Annotated in this window: 21 protein-coding genes and 2 tRNA genes; 20 read left to right on the plus strand and 3 right to left on the minus strand. The window is 74.8% G+C overall.

Annotated elements, in window-relative coordinates:
- Positions 1–306: 306 nt before the first annotated feature.
- The gene (locus AB0O40_RS28285; protein ID WP_365047594.1) at positions 307–1,404 is read right to left on the minus strand and encodes a Gfo/Idh/MocA family oxidoreductase; all 1,098 of its coding nucleotides are present in this window, start codon (positions 1,402–1,404) and stop codon (positions 307–309) included.
- A gap of 271 nt (positions 1,405–1,675) precedes the next feature.
- On the opposite strand from AB0O40_RS28285, the gene AB0O40_RS28290 reads away from it, so the two are divergent.
- The 13 genes from AB0O40_RS28290 to AB0O40_RS28350 all read left to right on the plus strand — a co-directional run bounded on the left by AB0O40_RS28290 (position 1,676) and on the right by AB0O40_RS28350 (position 15,050).
- Positions 1,676–2,839 (plus strand): ROK family protein, encoded by a 1,164-nt coding sequence (locus AB0O40_RS28290; RefSeq protein WP_365047597.1) that lies wholly within the window; start codon positions 1,676–1,678, stop codon positions 2,837–2,839.
- Between the two features lie 349 nt (positions 2,840–3,188).
- Positions 3,189–4,163 (plus strand): hypothetical protein, encoded by a 975-nt coding sequence (locus tag AB0O40_RS28295; protein ID WP_365047600.1) that lies wholly within the window; start codon positions 3,189–3,191, stop codon positions 4,161–4,163.
- Positions 4,164–4,182: 19 nt separating this feature from the next.
- On the plus strand, positions 4,183–4,941 hold the full coding sequence (locus tag AB0O40_RS28300; protein ID WP_365047603.1) for a GntR family transcriptional regulator: 759 nt from the start codon (positions 4,183–4,185) through the stop codon (positions 4,939–4,941).
- Between the two features lie 186 nt (positions 4,942–5,127).
- Positions 5,128–6,249 carry a TIGR03364 family FAD-dependent oxidoreductase gene (locus tag AB0O40_RS28305; protein WP_365047606.1) on the plus strand — a complete coding sequence of 374 codons (1,122 nt, stop codon included), beginning with the start codon at positions 5,128–5,130 and terminating at the stop codon, positions 6,247–6,249.
- 5 nt (positions 6,250–6,254) lie between these two features.
- Entirely contained in the window at positions 6,255–7,013 is a 759-nt protein-coding gene (locus tag AB0O40_RS28310; protein WP_365047609.1) for a phosphonatase-like hydrolase, read from the plus strand.
- Positions 7,010–8,059: an ABC transporter ATP-binding protein gene (locus AB0O40_RS28315; protein WP_365047611.1), complete on the plus strand. Its 1,050-nt coding sequence runs from the start codon at positions 7,010–7,012 to the stop codon at positions 8,057–8,059. The genes AB0O40_RS28310 and AB0O40_RS28315 overlap by 4 nt, the downstream gene beginning before the upstream one ends.
- Positions 8,052–8,987: a 2-aminoethylphosphonate ABC transporter permease subunit gene (locus AB0O40_RS28320; protein WP_365047613.1), complete on the plus strand. Its 936-nt coding sequence runs from the start codon at positions 8,052–8,054 to the stop codon at positions 8,985–8,987. Before AB0O40_RS28315 ends, AB0O40_RS28320 begins: the two co-directional genes overlap by 8 nt.
- Complete coding sequence (locus AB0O40_RS28325) at positions 8,974–9,771, plus strand: ABC transporter permease subunit (RefSeq protein WP_365047616.1); 798 nt, start codon at positions 8,974–8,976, stop codon at positions 9,769–9,771. Before AB0O40_RS28320 ends, AB0O40_RS28325 begins: the two co-directional genes overlap by 14 nt.
- Positions 9,772–9,884: 113 nt before the next feature.
- Positions 9,885–10,952 (plus strand): 2-aminoethylphosphonate ABC transporter substrate-binding protein, encoded by a 1,068-nt coding sequence (locus tag AB0O40_RS28330; RefSeq protein ID WP_365047619.1) that lies wholly within the window; start codon positions 9,885–9,887, stop codon positions 10,950–10,952.
- Between the two features lie 147 nt (positions 10,953–11,099).
- Positions 11,100–12,668, plus strand: coding sequence for an alkaline phosphatase family protein (locus AB0O40_RS28335; protein WP_365047622.1), 1,569 nt, complete (start codon positions 11,100–11,102; stop codon positions 12,666–12,668).
- A 134-nt stretch (positions 12,669–12,802) separates the two neighbouring features.
- Positions 12,803–13,582: an HAD-IIA family hydrolase gene (locus tag AB0O40_RS28340; RefSeq protein ID WP_365047624.1), complete on the plus strand. Its 780-nt coding sequence runs from the start codon at positions 12,803–12,805 to the stop codon at positions 13,580–13,582.
- A gap of 173 nt (positions 13,583–13,755) precedes the next feature.
- A complete protein-coding gene (locus AB0O40_RS28345) occupies positions 13,756–14,382 on the plus strand; it encodes a hypothetical protein (protein WP_365047627.1) in 627 nt (208 codons plus the stop codon).
- A complete protein-coding gene (locus tag AB0O40_RS28350; protein WP_365047664.1) occupies positions 14,379–15,050 on the plus strand; it encodes a class F sortase in 672 nt (223 codons plus the stop codon). Before AB0O40_RS28345 ends, AB0O40_RS28350 begins: the two co-directional genes overlap by 4 nt.
- A gap of 354 nt (positions 15,051–15,404) precedes the next feature.
- Here AB0O40_RS28350 and AB0O40_RS28355 read toward each other — a convergent pair.
- Positions 15,405–15,478 (minus strand) — tRNA-Lys (locus AB0O40_RS28355).
- A gap of 204 nt (positions 15,479–15,682) precedes the next feature.
- On the opposite strand from AB0O40_RS28355, the gene AB0O40_RS28360 reads away from it, so the two are divergent.
- The 5 genes from AB0O40_RS28360 (at position 15,683) to AB0O40_RS28380 (ending at position 22,304) form a co-directional block, all read left to right on the plus strand.
- The gene (locus tag AB0O40_RS28360; RefSeq protein WP_365047667.1) at positions 15,683–16,987 is read left to right on the plus strand and encodes a peptidoglycan-binding protein; all 1,305 of its coding nucleotides are present in this window, start codon (positions 15,683–15,685) and stop codon (positions 16,985–16,987) included.
- A gap of 182 nt (positions 16,988–17,169) precedes the next feature.
- Positions 17,170–19,569 carry an SPFH domain-containing protein gene (locus AB0O40_RS28365; protein ID WP_365047630.1) on the plus strand — a complete coding sequence of 800 codons (2,400 nt, stop codon included), beginning with the start codon at positions 17,170–17,172 and terminating at the stop codon, positions 19,567–19,569.
- A gap of 245 nt (positions 19,570–19,814) precedes the next feature.
- The gene (locus AB0O40_RS28370) at positions 19,815–20,432 is read left to right on the plus strand and encodes a lytic polysaccharide monooxygenase (protein ID WP_365047633.1); all 618 of its coding nucleotides are present in this window, start codon (positions 19,815–19,817) and stop codon (positions 20,430–20,432) included.
- Positions 20,433–20,458: 26 nt separating this feature from the next.
- On the plus strand, positions 20,459–22,165 hold the full coding sequence (locus tag AB0O40_RS28375) for an AMP-binding protein (RefSeq protein WP_365047635.1): 1,707 nt from the start codon (positions 20,459–20,461) through the stop codon (positions 22,163–22,165).
- Positions 22,166–22,230: 65 nt separating this feature from the next.
- Positions 22,231–22,304, plus strand: a tRNA-Lys gene (locus tag AB0O40_RS28380).
- 108 nt (positions 22,305–22,412) lie between these two features.
- Here the strand turns inward: AB0O40_RS28380 and AB0O40_RS28385 are convergent.
- Complete coding sequence (locus AB0O40_RS28385; RefSeq protein WP_365047637.1) at positions 22,413–23,171, minus strand: IclR family transcriptional regulator C-terminal domain-containing protein; 759 nt, start codon at positions 23,169–23,171, stop codon at positions 22,413–22,415.
- Between the two features lie 250 nt (positions 23,172–23,421).
- On the opposite strand from AB0O40_RS28385, the gene AB0O40_RS28390 reads away from it, so the two are divergent.
- Positions 23,422–24,492, plus strand: coding sequence for an LLM class flavin-dependent oxidoreductase (locus AB0O40_RS28390; RefSeq protein ID WP_365047670.1), 1,071 nt, complete (start codon positions 23,422–23,424; stop codon positions 24,490–24,492).
- Between the two features lie 262 nt (positions 24,493–24,754).
- Entirely contained in the window at positions 24,755–26,458 is a 1,704-nt protein-coding gene (locus tag AB0O40_RS28395; protein WP_365047640.1) for a glycosyl hydrolase family 18 protein, read from the plus strand.
- The last annotated feature ends 1 nt before the right edge of the window (position 26,459 follow it).

Genomic DNA, 26,459 nt, shown 5'->3' on the forward strand with positions numbered 1-26,459 from the left:
GTGGGGGGGGGGGGGGGGGGGGCCCCCCGGTTTGGGGTTGGGGGGGGGGGGGGGCTGGCTCCGCGCAGCGGCCGGGCCCGGGCCCCGCGCCTCAAACGCCGGCGGGGCTGGAATGCCACTCTCCGGCGGAGCGGGAGGGGTCCCCGGCAGCCCGGGACGCAAAGGGTGGGCCGGGCCCAGGTTTCGGGGCGCTGCCCCGGGCCCCGCGCCTCAATCGCCGGCGGGGCTGGAATGGCTCCGGCGCTGGCGGGGCTGGAATGGCTCCGGCTGGCGGGAGGTGTCGCCGGGGCCCGGGCCGGGGTCGGGTTAGGGGAGGGTGATGGTGGTGCCGGTTTTGGTGGAGTGGCGGGCGGCTTCGAGGATGGTGAGGCAGGCGGCGGCTTCGGCGGCCGTGACCGGCGGGGCGGTGCCTTCGCGCAGGGCGCGGGCCACGCCCGCGTAGTAGGCCGGGTAGTCGCCGGGCCGGGTCGGCACCGGCAGCCCGCCACCGGTCAGCGGGGACTCGCCCGCCCCGAGCCGACCCCACAGGGACTCCGCCTCGGTCCCCCACGGCGTACCGTCCCCCGGACGCCGCCCTTCACGCAGCGCCGCCTCCTGGGGGTCCAGGCCGTACTTCACGTACCCCGACCCGGAGCCGAGCACCCGCATGCGCGGACCGAGCTGGGCGGCGGTGGCGCTCACCCACAGGTGTGAGCGGACCCCGCCGGCGTGCGTCAGGGCGATGAACGTGTCGTCGTCCGTCTCCGCGCCCGCCCGCCGCGCGTCGGACTCGGCGTAGACGCGTACGACCGGCCCGAAGAGCACCAGCGCCTGGTCCACCAGGTGGCTGCCGAGGTCGTACAGCAGGCCGCCGACCTCCTCCGGCGCGCCGGACTCCCGCCAGCCGCCCTTGAGCTGGGGCCGCCAGCGCTCGTACCGCGACTCGAAGCGCTGGACCTCGCCCAGTTCCCCGGCCTCGATCAGCGCCCGCAGGGTCAGGAAGTCGTTGTCCCACCGGCGGTTCTGGAAGACGGACAGCAGCAGGCCCCGCTCCTCGGCGAGCGCGGCCAGCGCCCGTGCCTCGGCGGCGGTGGCGGCGAGCGGCTTGTCGACCACCACCGGCAGGCCGGCCTCCAGCGCGGCGGTGGCCAGCGGGACGTGCGTCTTGTTGGGGGTGGCGATCACCACCAGGTCCAGCCCGGCGTGCGCGGCGGGGTCGCCGAGCAGGTCCTCGGGCGTGGCCAGGATCCGTACGTCCGGGTAGGCCTCGCGGGCCTGGGCCTGCCGCTCGGGGTTGCCGGTGACGACCGTGTCGAGGACCAGCCCCTCGGTCGAGGCCACGAGCGGGGCGTGGAAGACGGAACCGGCCAGTCCGTAGCCGATCACGGCGACGCGGAGCGGGGAGGGGGGCGTGGGGGTCGTCATGGTTCTACTTAAGCAACGCTGTTGCTGAAGTGCAAGGAGGGGGGAGAATGCCCTCAGTGGTGGATGTGGCCCCCCGAGTGGGTGTGGCTTCCGTGGTGGGTGTGTCTCCCGTGGTGCGTGTGGTGGGTTTCGTGGGTTTGGTGGGCGGTGTGGTGCGGTGAGTGAGGTTGCCGGGGATGGCGTCGGTACCGGTACCGGTACCGGTACCGGTACCGGGGCGGGTGCCGGTGCGGCTGGATCGGCTGCTGGTGCCGTCGGTGCCGGGGGCGGGGTGGGGCTGGCGGCCCTGCGCGGGCACAACGACGCGCTGGTGCTCGGGCTGCTCCGGGAGGCCGGGGCGGCGGGGATCAGCCGGGGTGAGCTGGCCGGGCGTACCGGGCTGACCCCGCAGGCCGTCAGCAAGATCACGGCACGGCTGCGGGCGGCCGGGCTGGCGGCCGAGGCCGGCCGCCGGGCCTCCACCGGCGGCAAGCCGGCCACCGTGCTGCGGCTGGTGCCGGAGGCCGGGTACGCGGTGGGGCTGCACCTGGACCGGGACGAGTTCCTGGCCGTACGGGTGGACCTCTCGGGCCGGGTGACCGCCCGCCGCGCCGGCCCGCTGGACCTGGGTGCGGGGCCGGCGGCGGTGCTGGAGGTGGCGGCCCGGGCGGTGGTCGCCCTGGTGCGTGGGGCCGGCCCGCGGTTGCTGGGGGTGGGGGTGGCGGTGCCGGGGCCGTTGGATCATCTGGCGGGGGTGCTGGGGCGGGTCACCGGGTTCCCCGAGTGGGAGGGCGTGCCGCTGCGGGACGCGCTGGCGGCGCGGTTGGGCCGGGAGCCGGCCGTCGGTGCGGTGCCGGTCGTCCTTGACAAGGACACCAACGCGGGGGCGCTGGGGGTCCTCGGGGCGGCCGGTGCGGCCGGCTCCGCTGGCCCCGCCCGTACTCCTGCGGACGGCACTGCCGGTACCTCTGCTGCCACCGGTGCCCCCGGCCCCGGGTCGTTCGCGTACCTGCACGTCGGGACGGGGCTGGGGGCCGGGCTGGTGTTGGACGGGGTGGTGCGTCGGGGGGCGCGGACCGGGGCCGGGGAGTTCGGGCACCAGGTGGTGCAGTTGGACGGGCCGGTCTGTGCCTGTGGGGCCCGCGGGTGCGTCGAGGTGCTGTGCCTGGCGGCGGTGGGGCGTGGTGAGCCCGCGGAGGCCGCGCGCCTGCTGGGGACGGCGGCGGCGAACCTGGTCGCGCTGCTCGACCTGGACCGGGTGGTGCTGGGGGGTCGGGTGGTGGCCGCCGAACCGGGTGCCTTCGTAGGGGGCTGCGGGGTGGTGCTCGCCGAGCGGGCCCTGGGGGCGTACGCCCCGACGGTCGCTCTGGCGCCGTCCGATGCGGTGCCGCGCGGGGCCGCCGAGCTGGTGCTGGGTCCGCTCTTCGGCCCCCGCCGGCTGCTCGGCCCGCTCTGACCGCCTTGCCGCTGCCTCGGCGGCGTGAAGCGTGGGTGGGCCCAGGTTTCGGGGCGCTGCCCCGGGCCCCGCGCCTCAATCGCCGGCGGGGCTGGATGGGCGGGTCCCCGCCTCGGCGGGACGTGAAGGGTGGGTGGGCCCAGGTTTCGGGGCGCTGCCCCGGGCCCCGCGCCTCAATCGCCGGCGGGGCTGGTGGGGGCCGCCCCGCCTCCGCCATTCGAGGGCTTCGGGTGGCTTCGGCGGCGTGGGGGGGTGCGGGGCTCGGGGGCGGGCGTGGCAGGGTTCCCGTCAGGGCTGGGTGATAGTCACCTGGTCAGACCATCGTCCGGCGAGCAGGGGAAGGTCCCTCATGCGCATGCGGAACGCCCTGGCCACGTCCGTCGCACTCACGGCGATCGGCGTTGCCCCGGCCGCCGTCGCCGCCCCGCATGCCCCCGCGCCCGCCGCCGCCCCGGCCCTGGGCGGCGCCCTGCCCGCGGCCGGGCCCGGCACGGGAGCCCTGCCCGTCGCAGCATCCGGCGCCCGCGCCCTGTCCCTCGTACCGTCCGGCGCCCGCGCCCTGCCCCTCGTACCACCCCGCGCCCGCGCCCTGTCCGCCCCCGCGCGGTTTCGGGACGTCGGGACCGGGGGTGGGGCCAAGCCGGCGCCGGCGTTGCCTTCGCGGATCCGGCCGGAGTGCGGGGACGGGAAGAGCGCGGAGTTTCCGATCGGGGCGCGGATCCGGGGCGGGCCCGCGGTCTACCGCAGTGGCGGCGGGCCGCAGACCTGGTACCTGGACCTCACCAACACCTCCGCGCACGAGTGCCGGGCCGTGCACCCGGTCGTGGTCTTCGCCGACCAGGACCACGCCCTCAAGCCCGGCCAGGTCCGGATGGACTTCCTCGACGGGAAGGGCGCCGGCCGGCCCGTCAGCCTCGAGGAGTCCGACCAGGACGAGGTCATCGCGGTCTTCGACGGCGGCGCGGGGGAGCCCTTCCCCGGCTTCACCCTCGCCCCCGGCGGCACTCTCACCGTCACCGTCCGGCTCGCCTTCGCCCCCGGCACCGCCCCCGGCGAGGTGGTGGCCGACGCCGCCCTCGTGCAGCGCAAGGGCGGGGACGGCGACTGGGTCGGCGAGAGCGGCCGGTACCGCTTCTCCGTCGAGGGTCCCGAGGAGCCGGCAGAGCCCGGGGCTGCCGGCTCCCTCGCCCACACCGGCAGCGGGCACGCGGACGGCGGGGCCTTGACCACCGCCCGGTCGGCCGCGCTCGGAGCCGCGGCCTCCGTCTTCGTCGGGGCCGGCGGGGCCCTGCTCCTGCTGGCCCGCCGCCTGCGCCGCAGCTGACCGCCCGTAGGGTCACGGGGTGGAACCGACCCAGCACAGTCCCGGCTCGCCCGTCCGCTCCGGCATCCCGGAGCACGGCCGCATCCCCAAGTACTACGCCGTCAAGGCGCAGCTCGCCGCGCTGATCGACGAACTCGGCGAGGGCGGGCTGCTGCCCACCGAGCGCGACCTGGCGCTGCGCTACGAGGTGGCCCGGGAGACCGTACGCCAGGCCCTGCGCGAACTGCTCCTGGAAGGCCGGCTGCGGCGGCACGGCCGGGGCACCGTCGTCGCCGGGCCCAAGCTGGAGCAGCCGCTCTCCCTGGCCAGCTACACCGAGGGCGTGCGCCGCCAGGGCCGCCGCCCCGGCCGGACCCTGATCGGCCTGGACACCTTCCCCTGCCCGCCCGATCTGGCCCCCGGCATCGGTGCCGAGGCGGGCGAGCCGGTCTGGCACCTGGAGCGGGTCCTGCTCGCCGACGACGAGCGGGTCGGCCTGGAGTCCACGTACATCCGGGTCGCCCGAGTGCCGGACCTGGACCGGGAGTTCGAGCCGGACTCGTCCTTCTACGGCTACCTGCGCGAGCGGCTGGGGATCTCCTTCGGGGACGCCGACGAGAAGCTGGAGACGGTGCTCGCCACCCCGCGCGAGGCCCTGCTGATCGGTACGCCGCCGGCCCTGCCGATGCTGCTCATCCACCGCTTCTCGCGCGACCAGGACGGCCGCCCGCTGGAGCGGGTCCGCTCGCTCTACCGGGGCGACCGCTTCAGCTTCACCACCCACCTCAGCCCGGGATAGCCCCGTCCCCGCCCCCGTTCACCCGGGGCCCGGGGCCGGCCCGCGGAAAACCGCCCCAGACCACCCCACATCACCCCCTCGATATCACAGAACGATAACGGGTCTAGTCCAAGCTTGAGGGGCTGTTCACCGTCCGGTCGCCGGCCGGACCCTCCCGGTCCACGCCCCGGCGGGAGCGTGTGCGGCGTGAGAGTCATAGTCGTCGGAGGCGGCGTGGTCGGCACCATGCACGCCTGGCAAGCAATTCAGCGCGGCCACGAGGTCGTACAGATCGAGCGCGAGGCCGAGGCCCGCGGCGCCTCGTTGCGCAACTTCGGCCAGATCTGGGTCAGTGGCCGGGCCGGTGGGGCGGAGCTGGAAACCGCCCTGCGGGCCCGGGAGTTGTGGGAGGGCATCGGGGCCGCCGTCCCCGGTCTGGGGTTCCGCGCCAACGGATCCCTGACCCTGGTCCGCAACGACCGCGAACTGGCCGTCGCCGAGGCGGCGTTGGGGCGCGAGGACGCCGCCGCCCGCGGCTACAAGCTGCTGACGCCGGCCGAGGCGCGCGAGGTCAACCCGGCCCTGCGCGGCGCCTTCACCGCCGCCCTGTGGTGCGAGCGGGACGCGGCAGTCGAGCCCCGGACCGCCCAACTCGCCCTGCGCGAGGCGCTGCTGGCCGACAGCCGGTACACCTTCCGGCCCGGCCGGGAGGTCCGCGAGGTGCTGGCCGGCCCGGCCGTCCGGGACGACCACGGCGACGTCCACACCGGTGACGTGGTCGTGCTGTGCACCGGCGCCTGGCTCGGCGGCCTGGTCCGCGAGCTGGCCCCGGACCTGCCGGTGCGCCGGGTCCGGCTCCAGATGATGCAGACCGATCCGCTCGGCGAACCGCTCACCACCTCCGTCGCGGACGCCGACAGCTTCCGCTACTACCCCGCCTACCGCGGGCCGGCCCTGGACGAGCTCAATGCCGGCCAGGCGCAGGCCCCGGTGGCCGCCGAGAATGCGATGCAGCTGCTCATGGTCCAGCGCCGGGACGGTGGGCTGACCGTCGGCGACACCCACGAGTACGAGCACCCCTTCGCCTTCGACACCCTCGAAGACCCGTACGACCACCTCGCCGAGGTCGTCGAGGGCTTCCTGGGCCGGCCGCTGCCGCGCATCCGCCGGCGCTGGGCCGGGGTGTACGCGCAGTGCACCGACACCAGCCGGGTCGTGCACCGCCAGGAGGTCCGCGAGGACGTCTGGCTGGTGACCGGGCCCGGCGGCCGGGGCATGACCTGCTCCCCGGCGATCGCCGAGACCACCGCGAACGAACTGGGTTGGTGAACCACATGGCCGACAGCAACTCCCCTCAGCAGCAGCCGACTTCCGGCGCGGCGCACCGCCTCGTGGTGCTCGACATGGCCGGCACCACCGTCGCCGACGGCGGCCTGGTCGAGCAGGCCTTCGAGCGGGCCGCCGTCCACCTGGGCGTCGAGCCCGGCTCCGCCGACCACGCCGCCAAGCTCCAGTACGTGCGCGACACGATGGGCGAGTCGAAGATCTCCGTCTTCCGGCACCTCTTCGGCACCGAGGAAGCCGCCCGGCGCGCCAACTCCGCCTTCGAGCAGGCGTACGGGGAGCTGGTCGACGGGGGTCTGGTCGCCCCGCTGCCCGGTGCCCGCGAGGCGATCGAGGAGCTGCGGGCGCAGGGCCGCACGGTGGTCCTGACCACCGGCTTCGCCCGGGTCACCCAGGACGCGATCCTGGCCGCCCTCGGCTGGCAGGACCTGGTGGAGCTCACCCTCTGCCCGGCGGACGCCGGCGGCCGCGGCCGCCCCTACCCCGACATGGTGCTGGCCGCGTTCCTGCGGACCGGTGCGGTGGCCGGGGTCCGGGAGGTCGCGGTGGCCGGTGACACGGCCTACGACATGCTCAGCGGCGTCCGCTCCGGCGCGGGCGTGGTGGCCGGCGTGCTCACCGGCGCGCACGACCGGGCCGCCCTCCAGGCGCACGGTGCCACCCACGTCCTGGCCTCGGTCGCCGAACTCCCCGCCCTCCTCGCCCGGTTGGACGAGGACGCGGCCCCCGAGCCGGGGGCCGCCCCGTGACCGGCATCCGCTTCGACTCGGTCTCGGTCGCCTACCACGGCAACACCGTCCTGGACTCCCTCGACCTGACCGTCGAACCGGGCGAGGTGATGGCCCTGCTCGGCCCCTCCGGCTCGGGCAAGACCACCGCCCTGCGCGCGGTCGCCGGCTTCGTCCGCCCGGTCGCCGGCCGGGTGCTGATCGGCGGCCGGGACGTCACCGACCTGCCGCCGCACCGCCGGGGCATCGGCATGGTGGTCCAGCAGTACGCCCTCTTCCCGCACCTGAAGGTGGCGGAGAACGTCGCCTTCGGGCTGCGCGCCCAGAAGGCCCCCAAGGCCGGGATCCCGGCCCGGGTCGCGGAAGTCCTCGAGCTCACCGGCATGGCCGCGTACGCCGGGCGCTACCCGCGCGAGCTCTCCGGCGGCCAGCAGCAGCGGGTGGCCATCGCCCGCGCCCTGGCGATCCGGCCGGGCGTCCTGCTGCTGGACGAGCCGCTGTCCGCGCTGGACGCCACCCTGCGCTCCGGGATGCTGGCCGAACTGGCACGGCTGCACCGCGAGTTGCCGGAGGTGTCGATCCTTTACGTCACCCACGACCAGGTCGAGGCGCTGACCCTGGCCGACCGGATCGCCGTGATGGACCGGGCCCGGCTCCAGGACTGCGGCACCCCGCAGGACCTGTACCGGCGCCCGAGCACCGAGTTCACCGCCTCCTTCGTCGGCCAGGCGAACCTGCTGCCGGTCAGCGTGGCCGAGGACGGCGTCCGGTTCGCCGGGCGGGAGCTGGTGCTGGACACCGGCCGGGCCGCCCCGGGCGCCGGGGCGACGCTGTGCGTGCGCCCGCACGTCCTGGGCCTGGGGGAGGGCCCCAACGCCCTGCGCGGCAAGATCACCGAGGTCCAGTGGCGCGGCTCCACCCACCGGCTGTACGTCGACGTGGACGGCCACCGGGTCACGGCGGAGCTGCCCGAGCTGCGCGAGACGCCGGCCCTGGGCGACGAGGTCACCCTGCACTTCGCCCCGCAGGACGCGGTCCTGCTGGCCGCGGGGGCCGGCGATGGCTGAGCTCGCCACGACGGCCCGGACCGGCGCCCCCGGAGCGGCCGGTGCCGGGGACGCGGAGCCGGGGACGGCGCAGCCCGGCACCCCCGGCGCCGAGGCCCCCGCCGCCCCCCGCGCGCTGCCGCGCTGGGTGTGGGCGCTGCCCCCGGTGGCCGTGCTCGCCCTGGCCTTCCTCTACCCGCTGGCGCTGGTGGTCCGGCAGTCCTTCGAGCCCGAGAGCGGCGGGGCCCTCGCCGCCTACACCCGGGTCTTCGCCGCCGACTCCTTCCGCGAGGCGCTGGGCACCACGGTCACCCTCGCGCTCGGCGCCACCGTCGGCTGCCTGCTGCTGGGCTTCGCGCTCGCGCTGGTCATCGCCTTCGTGCCGTTCCCCGGGGCGCGGGCGGTGGCCAAGTTCATCGACGTCTTCCTCTCCTTCCCCTCCTTCCTCATCACCCTCGCCCTCCTCTTCATCTACGGGACCGTCGGCATGGCCAACGGCCTGTGGACCGGGGCCACCGGCGCCTCCGAGGGGCCCTTCCACTTCCTGACCACGCCCTGGGGCGTGCTGCTCGCGGAGATCACGTACTTCACGCCCTTCGTGATGCGCCCGCTGCTCGCCGCCTTCTCCCAGCTGGAGACCGCGCAGTTGGAGGTGGCCGCGAGCCTCGGCGCCCGGCCCGGCCGGGTGGTCCGGCAGGTGATCCTGCCGGAGGCGCTGCCGGCCCTCGCCGCGGGCGGCAGCCTCGTCCTGGTGATGTGCCTCAACGAGTTCGGCATCGTGCTCTTCACCGGCGCCAAGGGCGTCACCACCCTGCCGATGCTGGTCTACGGCAAGGCCATCCTCGAATCCGACTACCCGGCCGCCTGCGTGGTCGCCGTGGTCAACATCGCGATCTCCGTCGGCCTGTACGGCCTCTACCGGGTGGTGAGCAAGCGTGCTGGTGCATAGCAGGGCCGGCCGCTGGGCCGCCTGGGCCTTCTTCGCCGTCCTCTTCCTCCCGCTCTTCGCCCTCCCGCTGCTGGTGGTCGTGGCGGCCTCCTTCGCCACCCACTGGTCCGGGGCCTTCCCCTCCGGCCCGACCACCGCCCACTACGCCGCCGCCGTCCAGGGCGAATCCCTCGAAGCCCTGGTCACCAGCCTGGTCACGGCGGTGACCGCCAGCCTGCTGGCCCTGACCGCCGGCACCTGGGCCGCCCTGGCCGGGGCCGCGCTGGGCCGCCGCGCCCGGCGGGTGCTCGACGCGCTGTTCATGCTGCCGGTGGCGGTGCCCTCGGTGGTCGTCGGCCTCGCCGTGCTCGTCGCCTTCAGCAAGCCCCCGCTGCTGCTCAACGGCACCAGCACGATCGTGGTCCTGGCCCACACCATCCTGGTCACGGCCTTCGCCCACCAGTCGGTCTCGGCCGCCATCCGCCGCCTGGACCCGGTCTACGAACAGGCCGCGGCGAGCCTGGGCGCCCGCCCCTCGTACGTGCTGTGGCGGGTCCGGCTGCCGCTCCTGCTGCCCTCCCTGACCGCCGCCGCCGGACTCTGCTTCGCCCTGTCGATGGGCGAGTTGAGCGCCACGATGATGCTCTACCCGCCGGACTGGCTGCCGCTGCCGGTGCGCATCTTCACCGCCACCGACCGCGGTTCGCTCTTCAGCGGCTCGGCCGTCGCCGTGGTGCTGATGGCCACCACCCTGCTGGTGCTGCTCGCCGTCTCGCGGGTCCGCACCCGGGCCTCGTACCGCTGAACCCCGGGCACCCGCCCGCCCCCGTACTCCACCCCCCGCGCCGCACCCCCTCGTACGACCGTCCCCGTACGCCCGCGCACACCCCGCCCCTCCCCGAGGAGAACCGAACCGTCATGTCCCGCCACCACCTCCTGCGCGCCTGCGCCGCCGCCACCGGCGGCCTCGTCCTCGCCGCCGCCCTGACCGCCTGCGACTCCTCCTCCGACTCCGGCGACGGCGCCAAGACCGTCACCGTCTACAGCGCCGACGGCCTCAAGGGCGAGAACGGCGACGGCTGGTACGACAAGGTCTTCGCCGCCTTCACCAAGAAGACCGGCATCGAGGTCAAGTACGTCGAGGGCGGCTCCGGCGAGATGGTGCAGCGCGCCGTTCGCGAGAAGTCCAACACCCAGGCCGACGTGCTCGTCACCCTGCCGCCCTTCATCCAGCAGGCGGCCGGCAAGGGCCTGCTCCAGGCCTACCGCCCGCAGGGCTCCGACCAGGTCAACGGCGGCGACAAGGCGGCCGACGGCAGCTGGACCTCGGTGGTCAACAACTACTTCGGCTTCGTCTACAACAAGAAGGAGCTGGCCCAGGCGCCGAAGACCTGGGAGGAGCTGCTGGACGGGAAGTTCAAGGGCAAGCTGCAGTACTCCACGCCCGGCGTCGCGGGCGACGGCACGGCCGTGCTCGTCAAGGCCATGCACGACTTCGGCGGACAGCAGCCCGCGCTGGACTACCTGAAGAAGCTCCAGGCCAACAACGTCGGCCCGTCCTCCTCCACCAGCAAGCTCGCGCCCAAGACCGACAAGGGCGAGATCCTGGTCGCCAACGGCGACGTGCAGATGAACTTCGCCCAGTCCAAGTCCATGCCGAACCTGGGCATCTGGTTCCCCGCCAAGGCCGGCGGCAAGCCCACCACCTTCGCCCTCCCGTACGCGGCCGGCCTCACCGCCAAGGGCCCGCACAGCGAGAACGGCAAGAAGCTCCTCGACTACCTCCTCAGCGAGGAGGCCCAGAAGCTGGTCAGTTCGGTCGGCGGCGGCTTCCCGGCCCGCTCCGACGTCAAGCCCACCGACGCCAACGCCGTCGAACTCACCAAGCTGATGGGCGGGGTGGAGGTCTTCGAGCCGGACTGGGCCGACATCGACAAGAACCTCACCACGTACGTCGACGCGTGGAAGTCCGCCACCGGCAGCTGACCTGTCACCCGCCCGTCACCCTCGACGGGAAGAATGACGATTGGATAACAGGTCTGGACCGAGCGGGCTCTCCCGGAGCCCTCCTCGGTCCGGCCCGCCCGCACCTCCCCCCTCCCTGCACCCCCTGACCTGCTCCTGGAGGAGTACGTGCAGACCGTCCTGCTCGGACGCACCCTCGCCGTGGCCGCCACCGCCACGGTCCTGGCCACCGCCCTCGCCGCGGCCACCGTCCACGCCGCCCCCGTCCCGACCCCCTCCGGCCGGGCCGCCGCGGAGGCCGCGGCCGCCGCCCAGGCCACCGCGCACACCGACAAGGTCCTGGTCATCGGCATCGACGGGGTGGTCCTGGACCGCCTCAAGGCCGCCAACGCCCCCCGCCTCAAGGGCCTGATGAGCCAGGGCCTGACCGCCCGCAGCACCCTGTACGCCAGCCCGATGGCCGCCACCTCCTCCGGCCCCGGCTGGTCCACCATCGCCACCGGCGTCTGGCCCGACAAGCACGGCGTGAAGGACAACTCCTTCACCGGCAAGAACTACACGGCCTACCCGGACTTCCTCACCCGCATCGAGAACGCCGACCCCTCCCTCAACACGTACGCCGCCGCCGACTGGGAGCCGCTGACCTCCAGCGACGCCGGCGGGCCGGTCTTCTCCGCCAAGGTCGACAAGCGCCTGGGCCTCAAGGGCGACCGGGACGGCTACGGCACCGAGGACCCGAAGATCGCCACCGCCGCCGCGGCCGAACTCCGCGACCAGGACCCGGACGCCTCCTTCGTCTACTTCGGCCAGGTCGACGGCGCCGGCCACTCCTACGGCGCCGCCAGCCAGCAGTACCTCGACGCCATCGCTCGCGTGGACGCCCTGGTCGGCCAGGTCCTGGACGCCGTCGAGCAGCGCCCGACCTACGCCCAGGAGAACTGGAAGGTCCTGGTCACCACCGACCACGGGCACACCGACCCGGGCGGCCACGGCGGCTCCACGATCCAGGAGCGCGGCACCTTCGTCCTCGCCAAGGGCCCCGGGATCCCGGCCGGTTCGGTCCGCGACGACGTCAAACTGGTCGACGTGGCCGCCATCGCCCTGGACCAGGTCCACCTCGGCACCACCGCCGTGGACGGCCTGCCGCTCTCGGCCGCCGACTCCGACGCCTTCGACACGCTGCGCCCGGTCCTCAAGACCCGGGTCGACGAGACCGGTATCGGCGCCACGGTCAAGGGCTACACCCACACCCCGCCGGCCGGCTGGTCGGTGGACAACTCGAAGATGGGCACCGGCGGCGTCACCGAGTGGGCCGGCTGGGCCTTCGCCACCGACGAGTTCTGGTCCCAGTCCCAGCGCGACCAGTGGCGCGAGCTGAACGTCCGCTCGCGTGACGTCTTCGCGGTGGCCGACTCCGACGAGTGGGACGACAAGACCCACACCGGCTCCTACGACTCCACCCTCGTCACCCCCAAGTGGGCGGTGACCGGCGGCACCTCCGCGACCCTGCGCTTCCGCACCCACTACCGCCACGAAGCCGGCCAGAGCGCCCAGGTGCTCGTCTCGTACAACGGCGGCACGCCGACCGTGGTCAAGAGCTACACCGCCGACGCCGTCGCCCGCGCCGAGGCGCTGACCCTCCAGGTCCCGGCCGGCGCCACCGACGTCCAGGTCCGCTTCCGGTACGCCGGTACGAACAACTGGTTCTGGACGGTGGACGACGTCACGCTGAGCTGATCCCGCGGGATCCGGGAGGGCCCCGCCCGTCCGGGCCGTGGACGCCCGCCGCGTCCACGGCCCGGCCCGGTTAGGGTGGTAGAGACCACACAGACCCCGTGGTCAGCAGGCCACCGCAGAGCGGAGAACGTCCCGTGGCAGAGCGCAAGCCGATCGAGTCCTGGCTCACCGACATGGACGGGGTCCTCATCCACGAGGGCACCCCGATCCCGGGCGCCGATACCTTCATCAAGCGGCTGCGCGAGTCCGGCAAGCCCTTCCTCGTCCTGACCAACAACTCCATCTACACGCCCCGGGACCTCCAGGCCCGGCTGCAGCGGATGGGTCTGGACGTCCCGGTGGAGAACATCTGGACCTCCGCCCTGGCCACCGCCAAGTTCCTCGACGACCAGCGCCCCGGCGGCACCGCCTACGTCATCGGCGAGGCCGGCCTGACCACCGCCCTGCACGACATCGGGTACGTCCTGACCGACCACGACCCGGACTACGTCGTGCTGGGCGAGACCCGGACGTACAGCTTCGAGGCGATGACCAAGGCGGTCCGGCTGATCAACGCCGGCGCACGCTTCATCTGCACCAACCCGGACGAGACCGGCCCGAGCACCGAGGGCCCGCTGCCGGCCACCGGCGCGGTGGCCGCGCTGATCACCAAGGCCACCGGCAAGAAGCCGTACTTCGCGGGCAAGCCCAACCCGCTCATGATGCGGACCGGCCTGAACGCCATCGGCGCGCACTCCGAGACCAGCGCCATGATCGGCGACCGGATGGACACCGACGTGCTGGCGGGCCTGGAGGCGGGCATGCAGACCTTCCTCGTCCTGACCGGGCTGACCACGCGCGAGGACATCGACAAGTTCCCGTACCGGCCCTCCAAGACGGTGGACTCGATCGCGGACCTGGTCGAGCGCATCTGACCGGACCGGCCCGAGCCGATCTTCCGACCGGCCCGTCCCCCCACCGGGGGTGCGGGCCGGTCCGCATTGGTCGGGTCGGGTGTGCGTACCGCACCCGTACGGGCGAGCGAGGCGCTTCCCGGGATGCGCGGCCGCTCACGGCGCGTGAACCTGCCGTTACCAGGAGGTTCATGATGCGCACTGCTCTTCTCGCTCTCCGTGCCACCGGGGCGGCCGCCGCCCTGCTGGCCCTCTCGGCCGTCTCCGCCCCGCCGGCCGCGTCCGCCGCGCCGGCCAACGGCGAGGAGAACCGCGGCTCGGTCTGGGCCACCCCGTCGACCGCGACCCCGGGCTCGCAGATCGAACTGCGGGTCAACGGCTGCCGCGGATCCAGGGGCGTCGCGAGGTCCGCGGTCTTCGTGGCGGAGGCGGACCTGTCCGGCCGGGACGGCGACGGGAGCCCGCTCTTCGGCGAGGCCATGATCAGCTCCGGCGCCCAGCCCGGCTGGCACACCATCCGGGTGACCTGTGACGGCCACGACGGCAAGGCCACCGGCTCCATCCAGGTCGTCCGCCACGACTCCCACCAGCCCACCCACCACCCCAGCCCGGTGTGGCCGGTGCACGCGGGCGGCGGCGGGATGGCGGCCGAGCTGGCCGCCAAGGAGGACAAGCAGCTCGCCGCGCCCACCCGGCACGAGGGCCCGGCCGACGGCCCGGGCATGCCGCACAGCGTGATCGGCGCGGTCCTGGCGGCGGCGGCCACCCTCGCGGTGGCGGGCCGGGCGCTGGCGGTGCGGCGCCGCCGCAGCGGCGACTGATGGCGGCGGACCGGCCGGGCACCGGCCGGCTGCTGACCGGGGCCGCCTGGGCGGTGCTGCTGCTGGGCCTGTGGCTGTGGGGCCGGGAGATCACCGACCTGCCGGACCGGCTCGGCGCCGGCACCGGGGCCGCCGGTTCGACCCTGGTCCTCGGACTGCCCCCGGCGCACGCGCCGCTGCCGGCCGCCGAGGTGGCGGGCGCACTGCCGCGCCGGGTGGACCTGCCCTCCATAGGTGTCCAGGCTCCGGTCGTCCCCCGGGGCCTGGACCGGGATGGGGCGATCGACCCGCCCCCGTACGAGAACCCGGGCACGGTCGGCTGGTACGGCGCCGGCACCCGCCCCGGGGCGGCCGGGGCGGCGCTGCTGGTGGGCCACGTGGACACGCGCGCCAAGCCGGCCGTCTTCTACGGGCTGAGCGCGGCGCAGGTGGGCGAGAAGGTGCGGGTGGTGCGGGCCGACGGGGTGATCGCGGAGTTCACCGTCGAGGACGTGCGGGTGGTGGAGAAGGACCGGTTCGACCCCGCGAAGGTGTACGGGCCCCGGGTGCGCGGGCGCGCCGAGCTGCGGCTGGTGACCTGCGGCGGCACGTACGACCGGAAGGCCAGGGAGTACACGGCGAACGTGGTGGTCTCGGCGTACCTGACGGGGGTCGGCGGCCGCGGGTGAGCCGCGCCGGACGGCGTGGCGGACCGGTCCTGCCGGGCGGCCGCGGCGGGTCCGCGGCCGTGACAGCACCGGCCCGGCCGGGCGTCCGTTCCCCGGGACCGCCGGCCGGGCCGGTCCTCGACCGCGGGTGCGCCCGGGCCGCGGGAGGAGCCCGGGAGCCGGCGCGGGAGGCCGGGAGGTGCGGGAAGTGTCCCCGGTCACTCTAGGGGCCACACGCGAACTGGCAACACGGCGGCGCGGGAGCGGCGGGATACGGCCACCGGGCCGCCGGCCCGGACCCGGCCGCGGCGACACACCGTGACGTGGCAGAACGAAGGAAGCCCCCCGCTTGCGCGAGGGGCTTCCTTCGTGTCGTGCGCCGCCAGGGACTCGAACCCCGGACCCGCTGATTAAGAGTCAGCTGCTCTAACCAACTGAGCTAGCGGCGCCTGCTGACAGAGAAAACTCTACCCCACCTCGAAGGGTGCTCGTGACAGGCCGCGCCCGTGCTGTCCGATTAACCCATATTCGTCCGTTCCTTGTGCACTATGGGTCATGGCCGGAATCGATCTGACGCCTCGGCAGGTGCCGGCCGAGCTTGCCGACCCCTGGGGAGTGGACGGAACCGCATGACGAAGCCCCGCCCGATGCCGATACTGACGCCGGTCTTCCAGGAGTACGAGCCGCCCCGCGACTGCCCGTGCGCGGGCTGCGCCGACCGGCGCCGGGCGGCCCGCACGCTGACCCCGCGCGACGGCGGCCACCCGGGCGCGCACGGCGCCCGGCGGGTGCTGGTGCTGGCCACCGCGGCCGGCGCGGTGCTGGGCGGGGGCGGCGGGGCGGCGGCCCTCACGGGGCCGGGGGACGGCGGGCCGGTGCCGGTGGCGGGCGCGCCCGGCAGCCCCCAGGGCGGGCCGGCGCCGCTGCACGGCCCCGCGGCCGCGAAGGCCGGCCCGGCCGCCCCGGCCACCGCGCGCCGGATCGACCGGGCGACGATCGTCAACCGGGCCAAGGCCTGGGTCGCGGCGCAGGTGCCGTACAGCATGGCGAAGTACTGGACGGACGGGTACCGGCAGGACTGCTCCGGCTTCGTCTCGATGGCCTGGAACCTCGGCTCGAACGAGTGGACCGGCAGCCTCGACACGTTCGCCACCCGCATCACCAAGGACGAGCTGCTGCCGGGGGACATCCTGCTCTTCCACAACCCCGCGGACCCCAACGCCGGTTCGCACGTCACGCTCTTCGGCGGCTGGACGGACCACACCCGCACGCACTACCGGGCCTACGAACAGGCCCGGCCGCACACGCGCGTGCAGGCGACGCCGTACGGCTACTGGACCAACGCCGCCAAGTACGTGCCCTACCGGTACAACGGCGTCACCGGGGGGAGCCCGGGCGCGCCGGGGCCCGTACCGGCGCCGGCACCCGCTACGGCGTACCCGGGGGCGCGGTACTTCGGTCCCGGCGCGGCCAACGCGTACGTCACCCGGCTGGGACAGATGCTGGTGGCGCGCGGCGCCGGGGCCTTCTACACCAAGGGGCCGGGGCCGCGCTGGGGCGAGGCGGACCGGCGTGCGGTCCAGGCCTTCCAGAAGGCCCAGGGCTGGACCGGCCGGGACGCGGACGGCCTGCCCGGGCCGGCGACCTGGCGGCTGCTGGTCACCGGTCAGGGCCGCTCGATCGGGGGCGGCGGGGGCGGGGCCGCGGCGGACCGCAGCCTCGTGCCGTACCCGGGGCCGGGGGTGTTCCGGCCGGGCCGGTCCGACCCGGCCGTCACGGCGCTCGGCCGACAGCTCATCAAGAAGGGCTTCGGCACGTACTACACGTCCGGTCCGGGGCCCCGCTGGGGCGAAGCGGACCGCCGCAACGTCGAGGCCTTCCAACGCGCCCAGGGCTGGCGCGGCGCGACGGCCGACGGCTACCCCGGCCCGGAAACCTGGCGACGGCTCTTCGCCTGACGGAGGCAACCATGCACCCCACCCCCCACCCCCCGAACCCCTGGGGCCTCCTCCCCACCGACCCCACCACACCCCTGCCGGACCCCGGGCCCGCGCCCGTGCCCGACCCCGCACCGGTGTCGGTGTCCGGGCCCGGGCCTGCGCCCGCGCCCGCGCCTGTGCCTGATCCGGCGTCTGCGTCCGTGCCCGAGCCTGCGTCTGCCCCTGCGCCCGGGTCCGTCGCAGGACCCCCGTCGGCCGCCGACGCCGAAGCCGGCCCGCTCGCCGACACCGGAGCGGCCGGCGGCGACTGCGCGCCCGCCGGGCCGGTCGAGACCGTCGGCTGCACCGACGGTGACACGGCGGCCCTCCCGCCGGCCGGAGAGGCGGCCGCGGGCCGTGCGGCGGGGCCGGCCCCGACTCCCGGGGCGGGCGCGGACCGGTTCGGTGCCGGCTGCGCCGAGGGTGTCGCGGGGCCCGACCGGGGCCCCGACGCAGACGCGGCGCCGCCGGTCGCCCGGGCCGGGAGTGCTGCCCCGGCCGCGGGGGACCGGACGGACGCCGCCCCCGGGGCCCGCGTCCCCTCGTCGGCCGGGGCCTCGGCCGACGAGCGGCCCGCGGGCCCCGACACCGCCGTCGCCGGTCCGGCGGGACCGCCCGCCCCGGTACGTGACGCTGCCCGGGGCCGGGCGGAGCAGGGGGCCGGCGCCGCTGCGGCCGCGGTTCCGCCGGCCGCCGAAGCGGCACCGCCCCGGGCGGCGGCGCCGGTGGACCCCCCGGCCGGGGAGACCACGTACGGCCGGGGCGCCGGGCTGCCGGTCGCGGCCGTCCCCGCCGCGGCGGTGTCCCGTGCGGTGGGCCTGGCGCCCGGACTGCGGACGGCAGCCGCCGCCGAACCGGTCGAAGCCGCGGTCCCCGAGGCCCGCACCGGCGAGACGCCCCCCGCCGCACCACCCCACGGCGAAGCCCCGCTCCCTGCGTTGGCCGGCCCCCGCCCGCCGGCCCCGGCCGAGCCGGCCGACGACGAAGCCCCGCACCCGCTCCCCGCGTTCGCCGGCCCCCGTCCGTCGGCTCCGGCCGAGGACGAAGCCGCGTACCCGCTCTGCGGCGACCCGCTCGCCGCACTGGCCGGACCCCGTACCTCCGGTGCGGACGGCGTGCCGGCGCTGGTCGGGGCGGAGGCCGTGCCGGCGCCGGTGGCGACCCGGGCCGTCGATGTGGACCGCGCCGCCTGCGACGAGGCCGGCGCGGCGGCCGGGACCCGTCCCGCTGACGCCGACCACGGCGCCGCCGGTGCGACGGACCCTCGGCCGCACCCCGTGCCGGAGAGCCGAGGTCCCGTGCCCCGGTCCGGCTCGGAGGCGGTGGGCGAGCAGGGCGCGGCGCAGGCCGGAGCCGGGCCGGGCCGGGAGCGAACCGGGGGCGACGACACCCGGGCCATGCCCCGGATCGGCGTGCCGGGGCCCGGGCACGGGCGGCAGGTGATCGGGGCGCCGGCGGCGGTGGAGATCCCGGTGCACCTGTTGTTCCGGGACCAGGGCGGGCACGGTCCCGCGGCGCACGCGGCCGGCGGGTTCGGGAGCCTGCCGGTGGCGCCCGCGCGGGTCGGGGGCGGGCGGCCGCCCACCCCCGCGCCCGGCCACGGCATGGCGGCCCGGCGGGCCCCGGCCGCGCCGAGGGCCGGGCAGGCGGCCCCGGCCCGGCGGGCGCCCGCCGGGGACCCGGCGCTGGGCGAGTGCCGGGGTCCGGCCGCGCCCGGCTGGCTCGGGGTGCTCGGCGGGGTCGCCGCGCTGGCCGGCTGCGGGCTGGTGGCCGCCCGGGCGGGCCTGCTCCCGCCGCGGGTGGCTGAGCTGACCGGCCAGGTGGCCGCGGCGGCCCCCGGCCGGGCGCACTGGGCGGCGCTCGCCGCCCTCGGCGTGCTCGCGCTGGTCGCCTTCGGGGGCCTGGGCCGCGGCCGGACCGGGCACGCCTGGGTGCTCACCCTCTTCGGCCGCTACCGCGGTACCGTCCGCCGCACCGGCCTGGTCTGGGTCAGCCCGCTGCTGCTCCGCCGCCGGGTCGACGTCCGGCTGCGGCACTGGCGCAGCGAGCCGCTGGCCGCCGTCGACGCGGGCGGCCTGGCCCTGCGGGTGGTCGTGCACGTGGTGTGGCGGGTCCGGGACACCGCCCGGGCCGCCTTCGCGGTCGAGGACCACACCGCGTACCTGGTCGAGCTGGTGGAGTCCGGCCTGGCCCGGGTGCTGTCCCAGCTGCCCGCGGACGCCTTCCACGAGGACGCCCCGACCCTGCGCGACGCCGAGGCCGTCGGCGCCGCCCTCACCCGGACGCTGGCGGCCGACGCCGAGGTGGCGGGCATCGAGGTCTACTCGGCCCAGCCCACCCGGATCGAGTACGCCCCCGAGGTCGCCGCCGCGATGCAGCGCCGCCGGGTCGCCGCCATCGACGCCAAGCACCGTGACGCGGTGCTGAGTTCGGTGGTCGACGCGGTGGACGACACGGTCCACCGGCTCACCTCCCGGGGCCTGGTCGAGCTGGACGACTACGAGCGCAAGGCCCTCGTCAAGGACCTGACCGTCGCCTTCTACACGGGCCGCCAGGAGTAGCCCCCGCCCCGGCCGGCACCAGACGCCCGACGCGCAACTCCCGCGTGTCGGGCGTCTGTTGTGTGCTGATCGGCGAGGCCACTTCTCCACCGGAGGTCCATCCACTGGTCTGGACATGGCCAATTGCCGTCAATACTCTGAGACTTGGTCTAGACCTAGTACCGGTACCCCGTACCGGGACGCCCCGCACCACCCACCCCGCGTGCGCACGCTCATCGGAAGTCCCCCCACGTCCAAGGAGCATCATGCGTAAGACCCGTACGTCCGCCCCGCGCAGACGGCTGACCGCGGCCGCCCTCGGCCTCGCGCTCGCCGGCGGTGCGGCGCTGTTCGCCGCCCCCGCCGCCGAGGGCCACGGCTACACGGACCAGCCGCTCAGCCGCCAGAAGCTCTGCGCCAACAAGACCGTCGCCGACTGCGGCCCCATCCAGTGGGAGCCCCAGTCCGTCGAGGGCCCCAAGGGCTTCCCGGCCGCCGGACCCGCCGACGGCCACATATGTTCCGCGAACCACAGCGAGTTCGGCCAGCTCGACGACCCCCGCGGCGGCGCCTGGCCGGCCACCCGCGTGACCGGCGGCCAGTCCTACGACTTCCGCTGGCAGTTCACCGCCCCCCACTCCACCACCGACTTCAAGTACTACATCACCCGCAACGGCTGGGATCCGGCCAAGCCGCTCACCCGGGCCGCCCTGGACCCCCTGCCGTTCATGACCGTCACCTACAACGGCACCCGCCCGCCGTACACCGTCGTCCACCCGGGCACCATCCCCACCGGGAAGACGGGCCGGCACCTGATCCTCGGCGTGTGGGCCATCAACGACACCCCCAACGCCTTCTACTCCTGCGCGGACGTTCAGTTCTGACGTAGCGTCAGTTATCGTGCGGCGGCATGGGGACAGCTGAGACCGGGCCGCCGGCGCCGCCGGACCATGCGACGGCGCCGCGGACGGTCGCCGAGCTCGTGCACCACCGGCTCGGCGACCACCGGCCCGGCCTGACCGACCACGACACCCGGCTCAGCCACCACCAGGCCGCGCTGGCCGCCGCCGCCCGTGCCGCGCTGCTCGTCGACCTGCTGCCGCGGGGCGCCGAGCCGCACGTCGGGGTGCTTCTGGACAACACCCCGGAGTTCCCGCTCTGGCTGGGCGCGGCGGCCCTCGCGGGGGCCGCCGTCGCCGGCATCAACCCCACCCGGCGGGGCGCCGAGCTGGCCCGCGACATCCTGCACACCGAGTGCCGGCTGCTGGTCACCGAGCGGGCCCAGCTGCCGCTGCTGGCCGGCCTGGACCTGCCCGGGGTCCGGGTGCTGGTCACGGACACCGAGGAGTACGCCGCCCTGCTCGCGCCCTACGCCGGGGCGAAGCCGGGCGAGGCGGTGCTGCGCCGGGGCGGCCCCGGGCCGGCGGACCGGCTGCTGCTGTACTTCACCTCCGGCTCCACCGGCGCGCCCAAGGCCGCCCTGTGCACCCAGGGCCGCCTGGCGCACGCCGGGGCCTCGCTGGCCGGGCACTTCTCGCTCGGCCCGGCGGACGTGCACTACGTCTGCATGCCGATGTTCCACGGCAACGCGGTCATCGCCGACTGGGCGCCGGCGCTGGTGGCGGGGGCCGGGGTGGCGCTGCGGCGCCGCTTCTCCGCCTCGGCGTTCCTGGACGACGTACGCCTCTTCGGGGCGACCTACTTCACCTACGTCGGGCGGGCCGTGCAGTACCTGCTCGCCACCCCGCCCCGGCCCGATGACCGGGACAACCCGCTGCGGCTCGGCTTCGGCACCGAGGCCGGGGCGGTGGACGCGGCCCGGTTCGCGGAGCGGTTCGGGGTGCGGCTGGTGGAGGGGTACGGGTCCTCCGAGGGCGGGGCGTCGGTGCAGCGCGGACCGGGCACCCCGCCGGAGGCACTGGGGCGTGCGGCCCCCGGGGACGACCTGGCGGTGGTGGACCCGGAGACCGGCCGGGAGCGGCCGCGGGCCCGCCGCTCCCCCTCGGGGAGCCTGACGGGGGTGCCCGAGGCGATCGGGGAGCTGGTGAACCGGGGGGCCAGCCCGTTCGAGGGGTACTGGCGCAACCCGGAGGCGGAGGCCGAGCGGCTGCGGGGCGGCTGGTACTGGACCGGCGACCTCTTCTACCGGGACGAGGAGGACTTCCTCTACTTCGCGGGCCGGACCGAGGACCGGCTGCGGGTGGACAGCGAGAATCTCGCCGCGGCGATGATCGAGAACATCCTGGCGCGCTGGTCGCCGGTGGTGGCGGCGGCGGTCTACGCGGTGCCGGACCCGGTGGCGGGGGACCAGGTCATGGCGGCCCTCGCGCTGCGGCCGGGGGAGGCCTTCGCCCCGGCCGCCTTCGCGGCCTTCCTGGCCGCCCAGCCCGACCTGGGGACGAAGATGGCGCCGCGGTTCGTGCGGCTGGTGGCGGCGATGCCGGTCACCGCCACCAACAAGATCCACCGGGTGGCCCTGCGGAAGACCGGCTTCCAGTGCGAGGACCCGGTGTGGTGGCACCCGCCCGGTGCGGCCGGCTACCGGATCCTGTCCGACGGGGAGCGGGAGGCGCTGCTGGGGGAGTACGCCGCGCAGGGGCGGGCGGCCACGTACTGAGCGGGGCTTCGGAGGGGTGGTTCGGAGCACCCCTCCGGGGCGGGTAGTATTTTCTCTGTCAGCAGGCGCCGCTAGCTCAGTTGGTTAGAGCAGCTGACTCTTAATCAGCGGGTCCGGGGTTCGAGTCCCTGGCGGCGCACCTGATCTTCGGGCGGTTTCCGGTTCACCGGGAACCGCCCGAAGTGTTTTCCGGCTCGGCCGGTGCCCCGGGCGGGGGCCTCCCCGCCCCCGCCCGGAGCCCGGCGGCTCAGAGCGTCAGGGACAGCAGCAGCGGGGCGGCCCGCCGGTTGAGGGTGTCGGCCGCGGCGCGCAGCCGGTGGGCGTGTTCCACCGGCATCGACAGGGCCAGGCAGCCCACCGCCGCACCGGCGGTGATCGGCACTGCCGCGCAGACCGTGCCGACGGCGTACTCCTGGAGGTCCAGGGTCGGGACCGTGGACGGCTGGGCGTCCAGCTTGGAGAACAGCACCCGCTCGTTGGTGATCGTCCGGGAGGTCAGGCGGGCGATCTTGTGGCGGGACAGGTGGTCCCGGCGGCCGTTCAGGTCGAGCTGGGTGAGCAGGCACTTGCCGACCGCGCTGGCGTGCGCCGCCGAGCGGAAGTCCACCCACTCGTGGACCTTCGGGGTCCGGGGGCTGTCCGCGAACTGCGTGATCTTCACCTCGCCGTCGACGTACCGGCTGATGTAGACGGCCGCGCCGACGGAGTCCCGCAGCTGGTCGAGGGTGTCCTGGAGCTTGCTCTGCAGGGCCTGCTGCCGGTCCACTCCCGAGCCGAGGAGGACCAGGGAATCCCCTATGGCGTACGCGCCGTCCGAGACCTGGAGGACGTAGCCCTCGCGCCGCAGCATCAGGAGCATCGGCCCGAGATGCACGGCGGGCAGGCCGGTTTCGCGCGCGATCTGGACGTCGGTCACACCACCGGTGTGCCGAGAGATCGTTTCGAGCACGCGCAGGGCGTACTGCACCGAATGGAACGGCGCGGTCGGCTCGGGCTTCAGCGCCACGGTTTCCCCCTAGCAGGTTGTTACCGCTTGCCCTACCACGATAGCCACCAAGGGGCCCATGCGGAGCGTCTGTTGGAGAGATTGATGGCTCAATCACGCCGCCCCACGGGGATCTATATCACTGGCATATGCCAAGGTCATGGGCCTGCTGCGGGAATGCCGGGAATGCATGGCGACCGGTCCCTGTTCGACCTCTTCGTACAGTTTCGATCATCCGGTGCGGATCACGGAAAAGAGGGGCGAGGGCGAAATGGAAGACGCCATTCGAGGGACTGCGGAAGGTAGGGCTCCGGTTCCGCTCTCGGTGCTCGACCTCGTCACGGTCGGCGCCGGCTCGACCGCGGCGGCGTCCCTGCGCACCAGCGTGGAGATCTCCCGGCTCGCCGAGCGGCGCGGCTACCACCGGCACTGGGTCGCCGAGCACCACTCGATGCCCGGGGTGGCCAGCTCCGCGCCCGCGGTGATCCTGGCGCACCTGGCCGCGCACACCTCCCGGATCCGGCTCGGCTCCGGCGGGGTGATGCTGCCCAACCACGCCCCGCTGGTCGTCGCCGAGCAGTTCGGCACGCTCGAGGCGCTGGCCCCCGGCCGGATCGACCTCGGGCTGGGCCGGGCCCCGGGCGCCGACGGGCAGACCGCCCGGGCGCTGCGCGGCCCGGGCCGGCTGGACGAGGCCGCCGAGGAGTTCCCGCGGGCCCTGGCGGAGCTCACCCGCTTCCTGGACGACGACTTCCCGGACGGGCACCCGTACGCCCGGGTGCACGCCGTGCCCGGCCCCGTGCAGGGGCCCGCCGGCCGGCCGCCGCTGTGGCTGCTGGGCTCCTCGGGCTTCAGCGCCCGGCTGGCGGCGGAGCTGGGGCTGCCGTTCGCCTTCGCCCACCACTTCTCGGCCGCCAACACGCTGCCCGCGCTCGACCTCTACCGGGACACCTTCCGGCCCTCGGCGGTGCTCGACAAGCCGTACGCGCTGATCGGGGTGTCCGCGCTGGCCGCCGACGACCCGGCCGAGGCGCGGCGGCAGGCGCGCGCGGCGGCCCTGTCGATGCTGCGGCTGCGCAGCGGCCGGCCCGGGCTGGTGCCCACCCCCGAGGAGGCGGAGTCGTACCCGTACACCGAGATGGAGCGGGAGTTCCTGGGCGACTGGCTGCGGAACGTCATCCACGGCGGCGCCGAGGAGGTCCGGGCCGGGCTGGACGCGCTGGTCGCGCGGACCGGCGCGGACGAGCTGATGCTGACCGCCAACGCCCATGCGGGCGAGGCGCGGAGACGGTCCTACGAGCTCATCGCAGATGCGTACGGGATGCCGGGGGGCGCCTCCTGATCATGTGGACGGCGTGCTAACGGAGTTCGGCTGGTTTGTTGCCGAAACCTTGCGCCCGCCAAGTTCAAGACAGCCTTAAACCGCTCGTCACCCGGGGTGGCGGGCGGTTCGGTTTGTCCGGGCGGGCTTCTGACGAGCAGTTATGCCGCGGAAGTGGTCTAGTCCTTCTTTGGTCCAAACCATTGACGTGCTCCTGACGTGAGGGCTATCACTGCTCCAACGCGCGCTCCTCCCGTCCCTCCCACCTCCCCGGGGGCTGTCCATGCACATCCGTAAACCGCTGCTCGCGGCGATCTCCACCGCCGCGCTCGCCGCCGGAGCCCTGGCCGGCTTCGCGGGCCTCGCCTCCGCCGAGGCCGCCACCTCCGCCGCCGCCCCCAGCACCGGCGGAGTGAAGATCGCGTACTACGACCAGTGGAGCGTGTACGGCAACGCCTTCTACCCCAAGCACCTCGACACCCGGGGCATCGCGGGCAAGCTGGACGTGATCAACTACTCGTTCGGCAACATCCACCCCACCAACCTCACCTGCTTCGAGGCGAACAAGGCCGCGGGCGACGACAACAACGCCAACGCGGGTGACGGCGCGGGCGACTCGTACGCCGACTACCAGAAGTCCTTCAGCGCCGCGGACAGCGTCAGCGGCGTGGCCGACAAGTGGGACCAGCCGATCGTCGGCGTCTTCAACCAGTTCAAGCAGCTGAAGGCCAAGTACCCCAAGCTGAAGATCAACATCTCCATCGGCGGCTGGACGTACTCCAAGTACTTCCACGACGCCGCGCTGACCGACGCCAGCCGCAAGAAGCTCGTCAGCTCCTGCATCGACCAGTACATCAAGGGCAACCTGCCGGTCGAGGGCGGCTACGGCGGCGCCGGCTCGGCGGCCGGGATCTTCGACGGCATCGACATCGACTGGGAGTACCCGGGCTCCTCCGGCGGCCACCTGGGCAACCACTACGGCCCCGAGGACAAGGCGAACTTCACCGCCCTGCTCAAGGAGTTCCGCACCCAGCTCGACGCCTACGGCGCGGCCAACGGCGGCAAGAAGTACCTGCTCACCGCCGCCCTGCCGGCCGGCCAGGACAAGATCAAGTACATCGAGACGGACAAGATCGGCGCGTACCTCGACTACGCGAACATCATGACGTACGACATGCACGGCGCCTGGGACGCCGACGGTCCGGTGTACCACCAGTCGCCGCTCTACCCCTCGGACTCGGACCCGACCGACCCGATCGCGCCCGGCACCGAGAAGTACAGCATCGACAACGCCATCAACTCCTGGCTGGACGGCAACGCCGCCTACGGCATCGCCGGCGGCTTCCCGGCCAACAAGCTGACCCTCGGCTACGAGTTCTACTACCGCGGCTGGAAGGGCGTCCCGGCGGGCCCGAACAACGGTCTCGCGCAGCCGGCGACCGGCCCCTCCAACGTCCGCCCGGTCAGCCAGCAGGCCGGTATCGCGCACTACAAGGAGCTCGGCGGCATCGTCGACAACCCCGCCACCACCTTCTGGGACGACAAGGCCAAGGCCTCGTACTTCTACAAGGACGGCGAGTGGTTCACCGGCCTGAACCAGAAGTCCATCCAGGCCCGGGCCGACTACGCCCACCAGCGCGGCCTGGCCGGCGCGATGATGTACTCCCTGCTCGGCCTGGACGACAACACCACGCTGCTGAACCAGATCGTGGCCGCCGTCGGCTCCAGCCCGACCGACCCGACCACCCCGCCGACGACGCCGCCCACGACGCCGCCGACCACCCCGCCCACCACGCCTCCGACGACCCCGCCGACCACGCCGCCCACGGGCTGCACCGCTCCCGCGTACGTCGCCGGCACCGTCTACACCGGCGGCCAGCAGGTCTCCCACAAGGGCCACAACTGGAAGGCCAAGTGGTGGACGCAGAACGAGGAGCCCGGCACCACCGGTGAGTGGGGCGTGTGGCAGGACCTCGGCGCCTGCTGAT

It is taken from the genome of Streptomyces sp. NPDC089919, from assembly GCF_040684615.1.
Taxonomy (GTDB): Bacteria; Actinomycetota; Actinomycetes; order Streptomycetales; family Streptomycetaceae; genus Streptomyces.

Bases quoted from the DNA above. Each gene is read 5' to 3' on its own strand.
- AB0O40_RS28285 (WP_365047594.1), bottom strand. From the start codon at position 1,404: ATGACGACCCCCACGCCCCCCTCCCCGCTCCGCGTCGCCGTGATCGGC.
- AB0O40_RS28295 (WP_365047600.1), top strand. From the start codon at position 3,189: ATGCGCATGCGGAACGCCCTGGCCACGTCCGTCGCACTCACGGCGATC.
- AB0O40_RS28310 (WP_365047609.1), top strand. From the start codon at position 6,255: ATGGCCGACAGCAACTCCCCTCAGCAGCAGCCGACTTCCGGCGCGGCG.
- AB0O40_RS28320 (WP_365047613.1), top strand. From the start codon at position 8,052: ATGGCTGAGCTCGCCACGACGGCCCGGACCGGCGCCCCCGGAGCGGCC.
- AB0O40_RS28330 (WP_365047619.1), top strand. From the start codon at position 9,885: ATGTCCCGCCACCACCTCCTGCGCGCCTGCGCCGCCGCCACCGGCGGC.
- AB0O40_RS28345 (WP_365047627.1), top strand. From the start codon at position 13,756: ATGCGCACTGCTCTTCTCGCTCTCCGTGCCACCGGGGCGGCCGCCGCC.
- AB0O40_RS28370 (WP_365047633.1), top strand. From the start codon at position 19,815: ATGCGTAAGACCCGTACGTCCGCCCCGCGCAGACGGCTGACCGCGGCC.
- AB0O40_RS28375 (WP_365047635.1), top strand. From the start codon at position 20,459: ATGGGGACAGCTGAGACCGGGCCGCCGGCGCCGCCGGACCATGCGACG.
- AB0O40_RS28390 (WP_365047670.1), top strand. From the start codon at position 23,422: ATGGAAGACGCCATTCGAGGGACTGCGGAAGGTAGGGCTCCGGTTCCG.
- AB0O40_RS28395 (WP_365047640.1), top strand. From the start codon at position 24,755: ATGCACATCCGTAAACCGCTGCTCGCGGCGATCTCCACCGCCGCGCTC.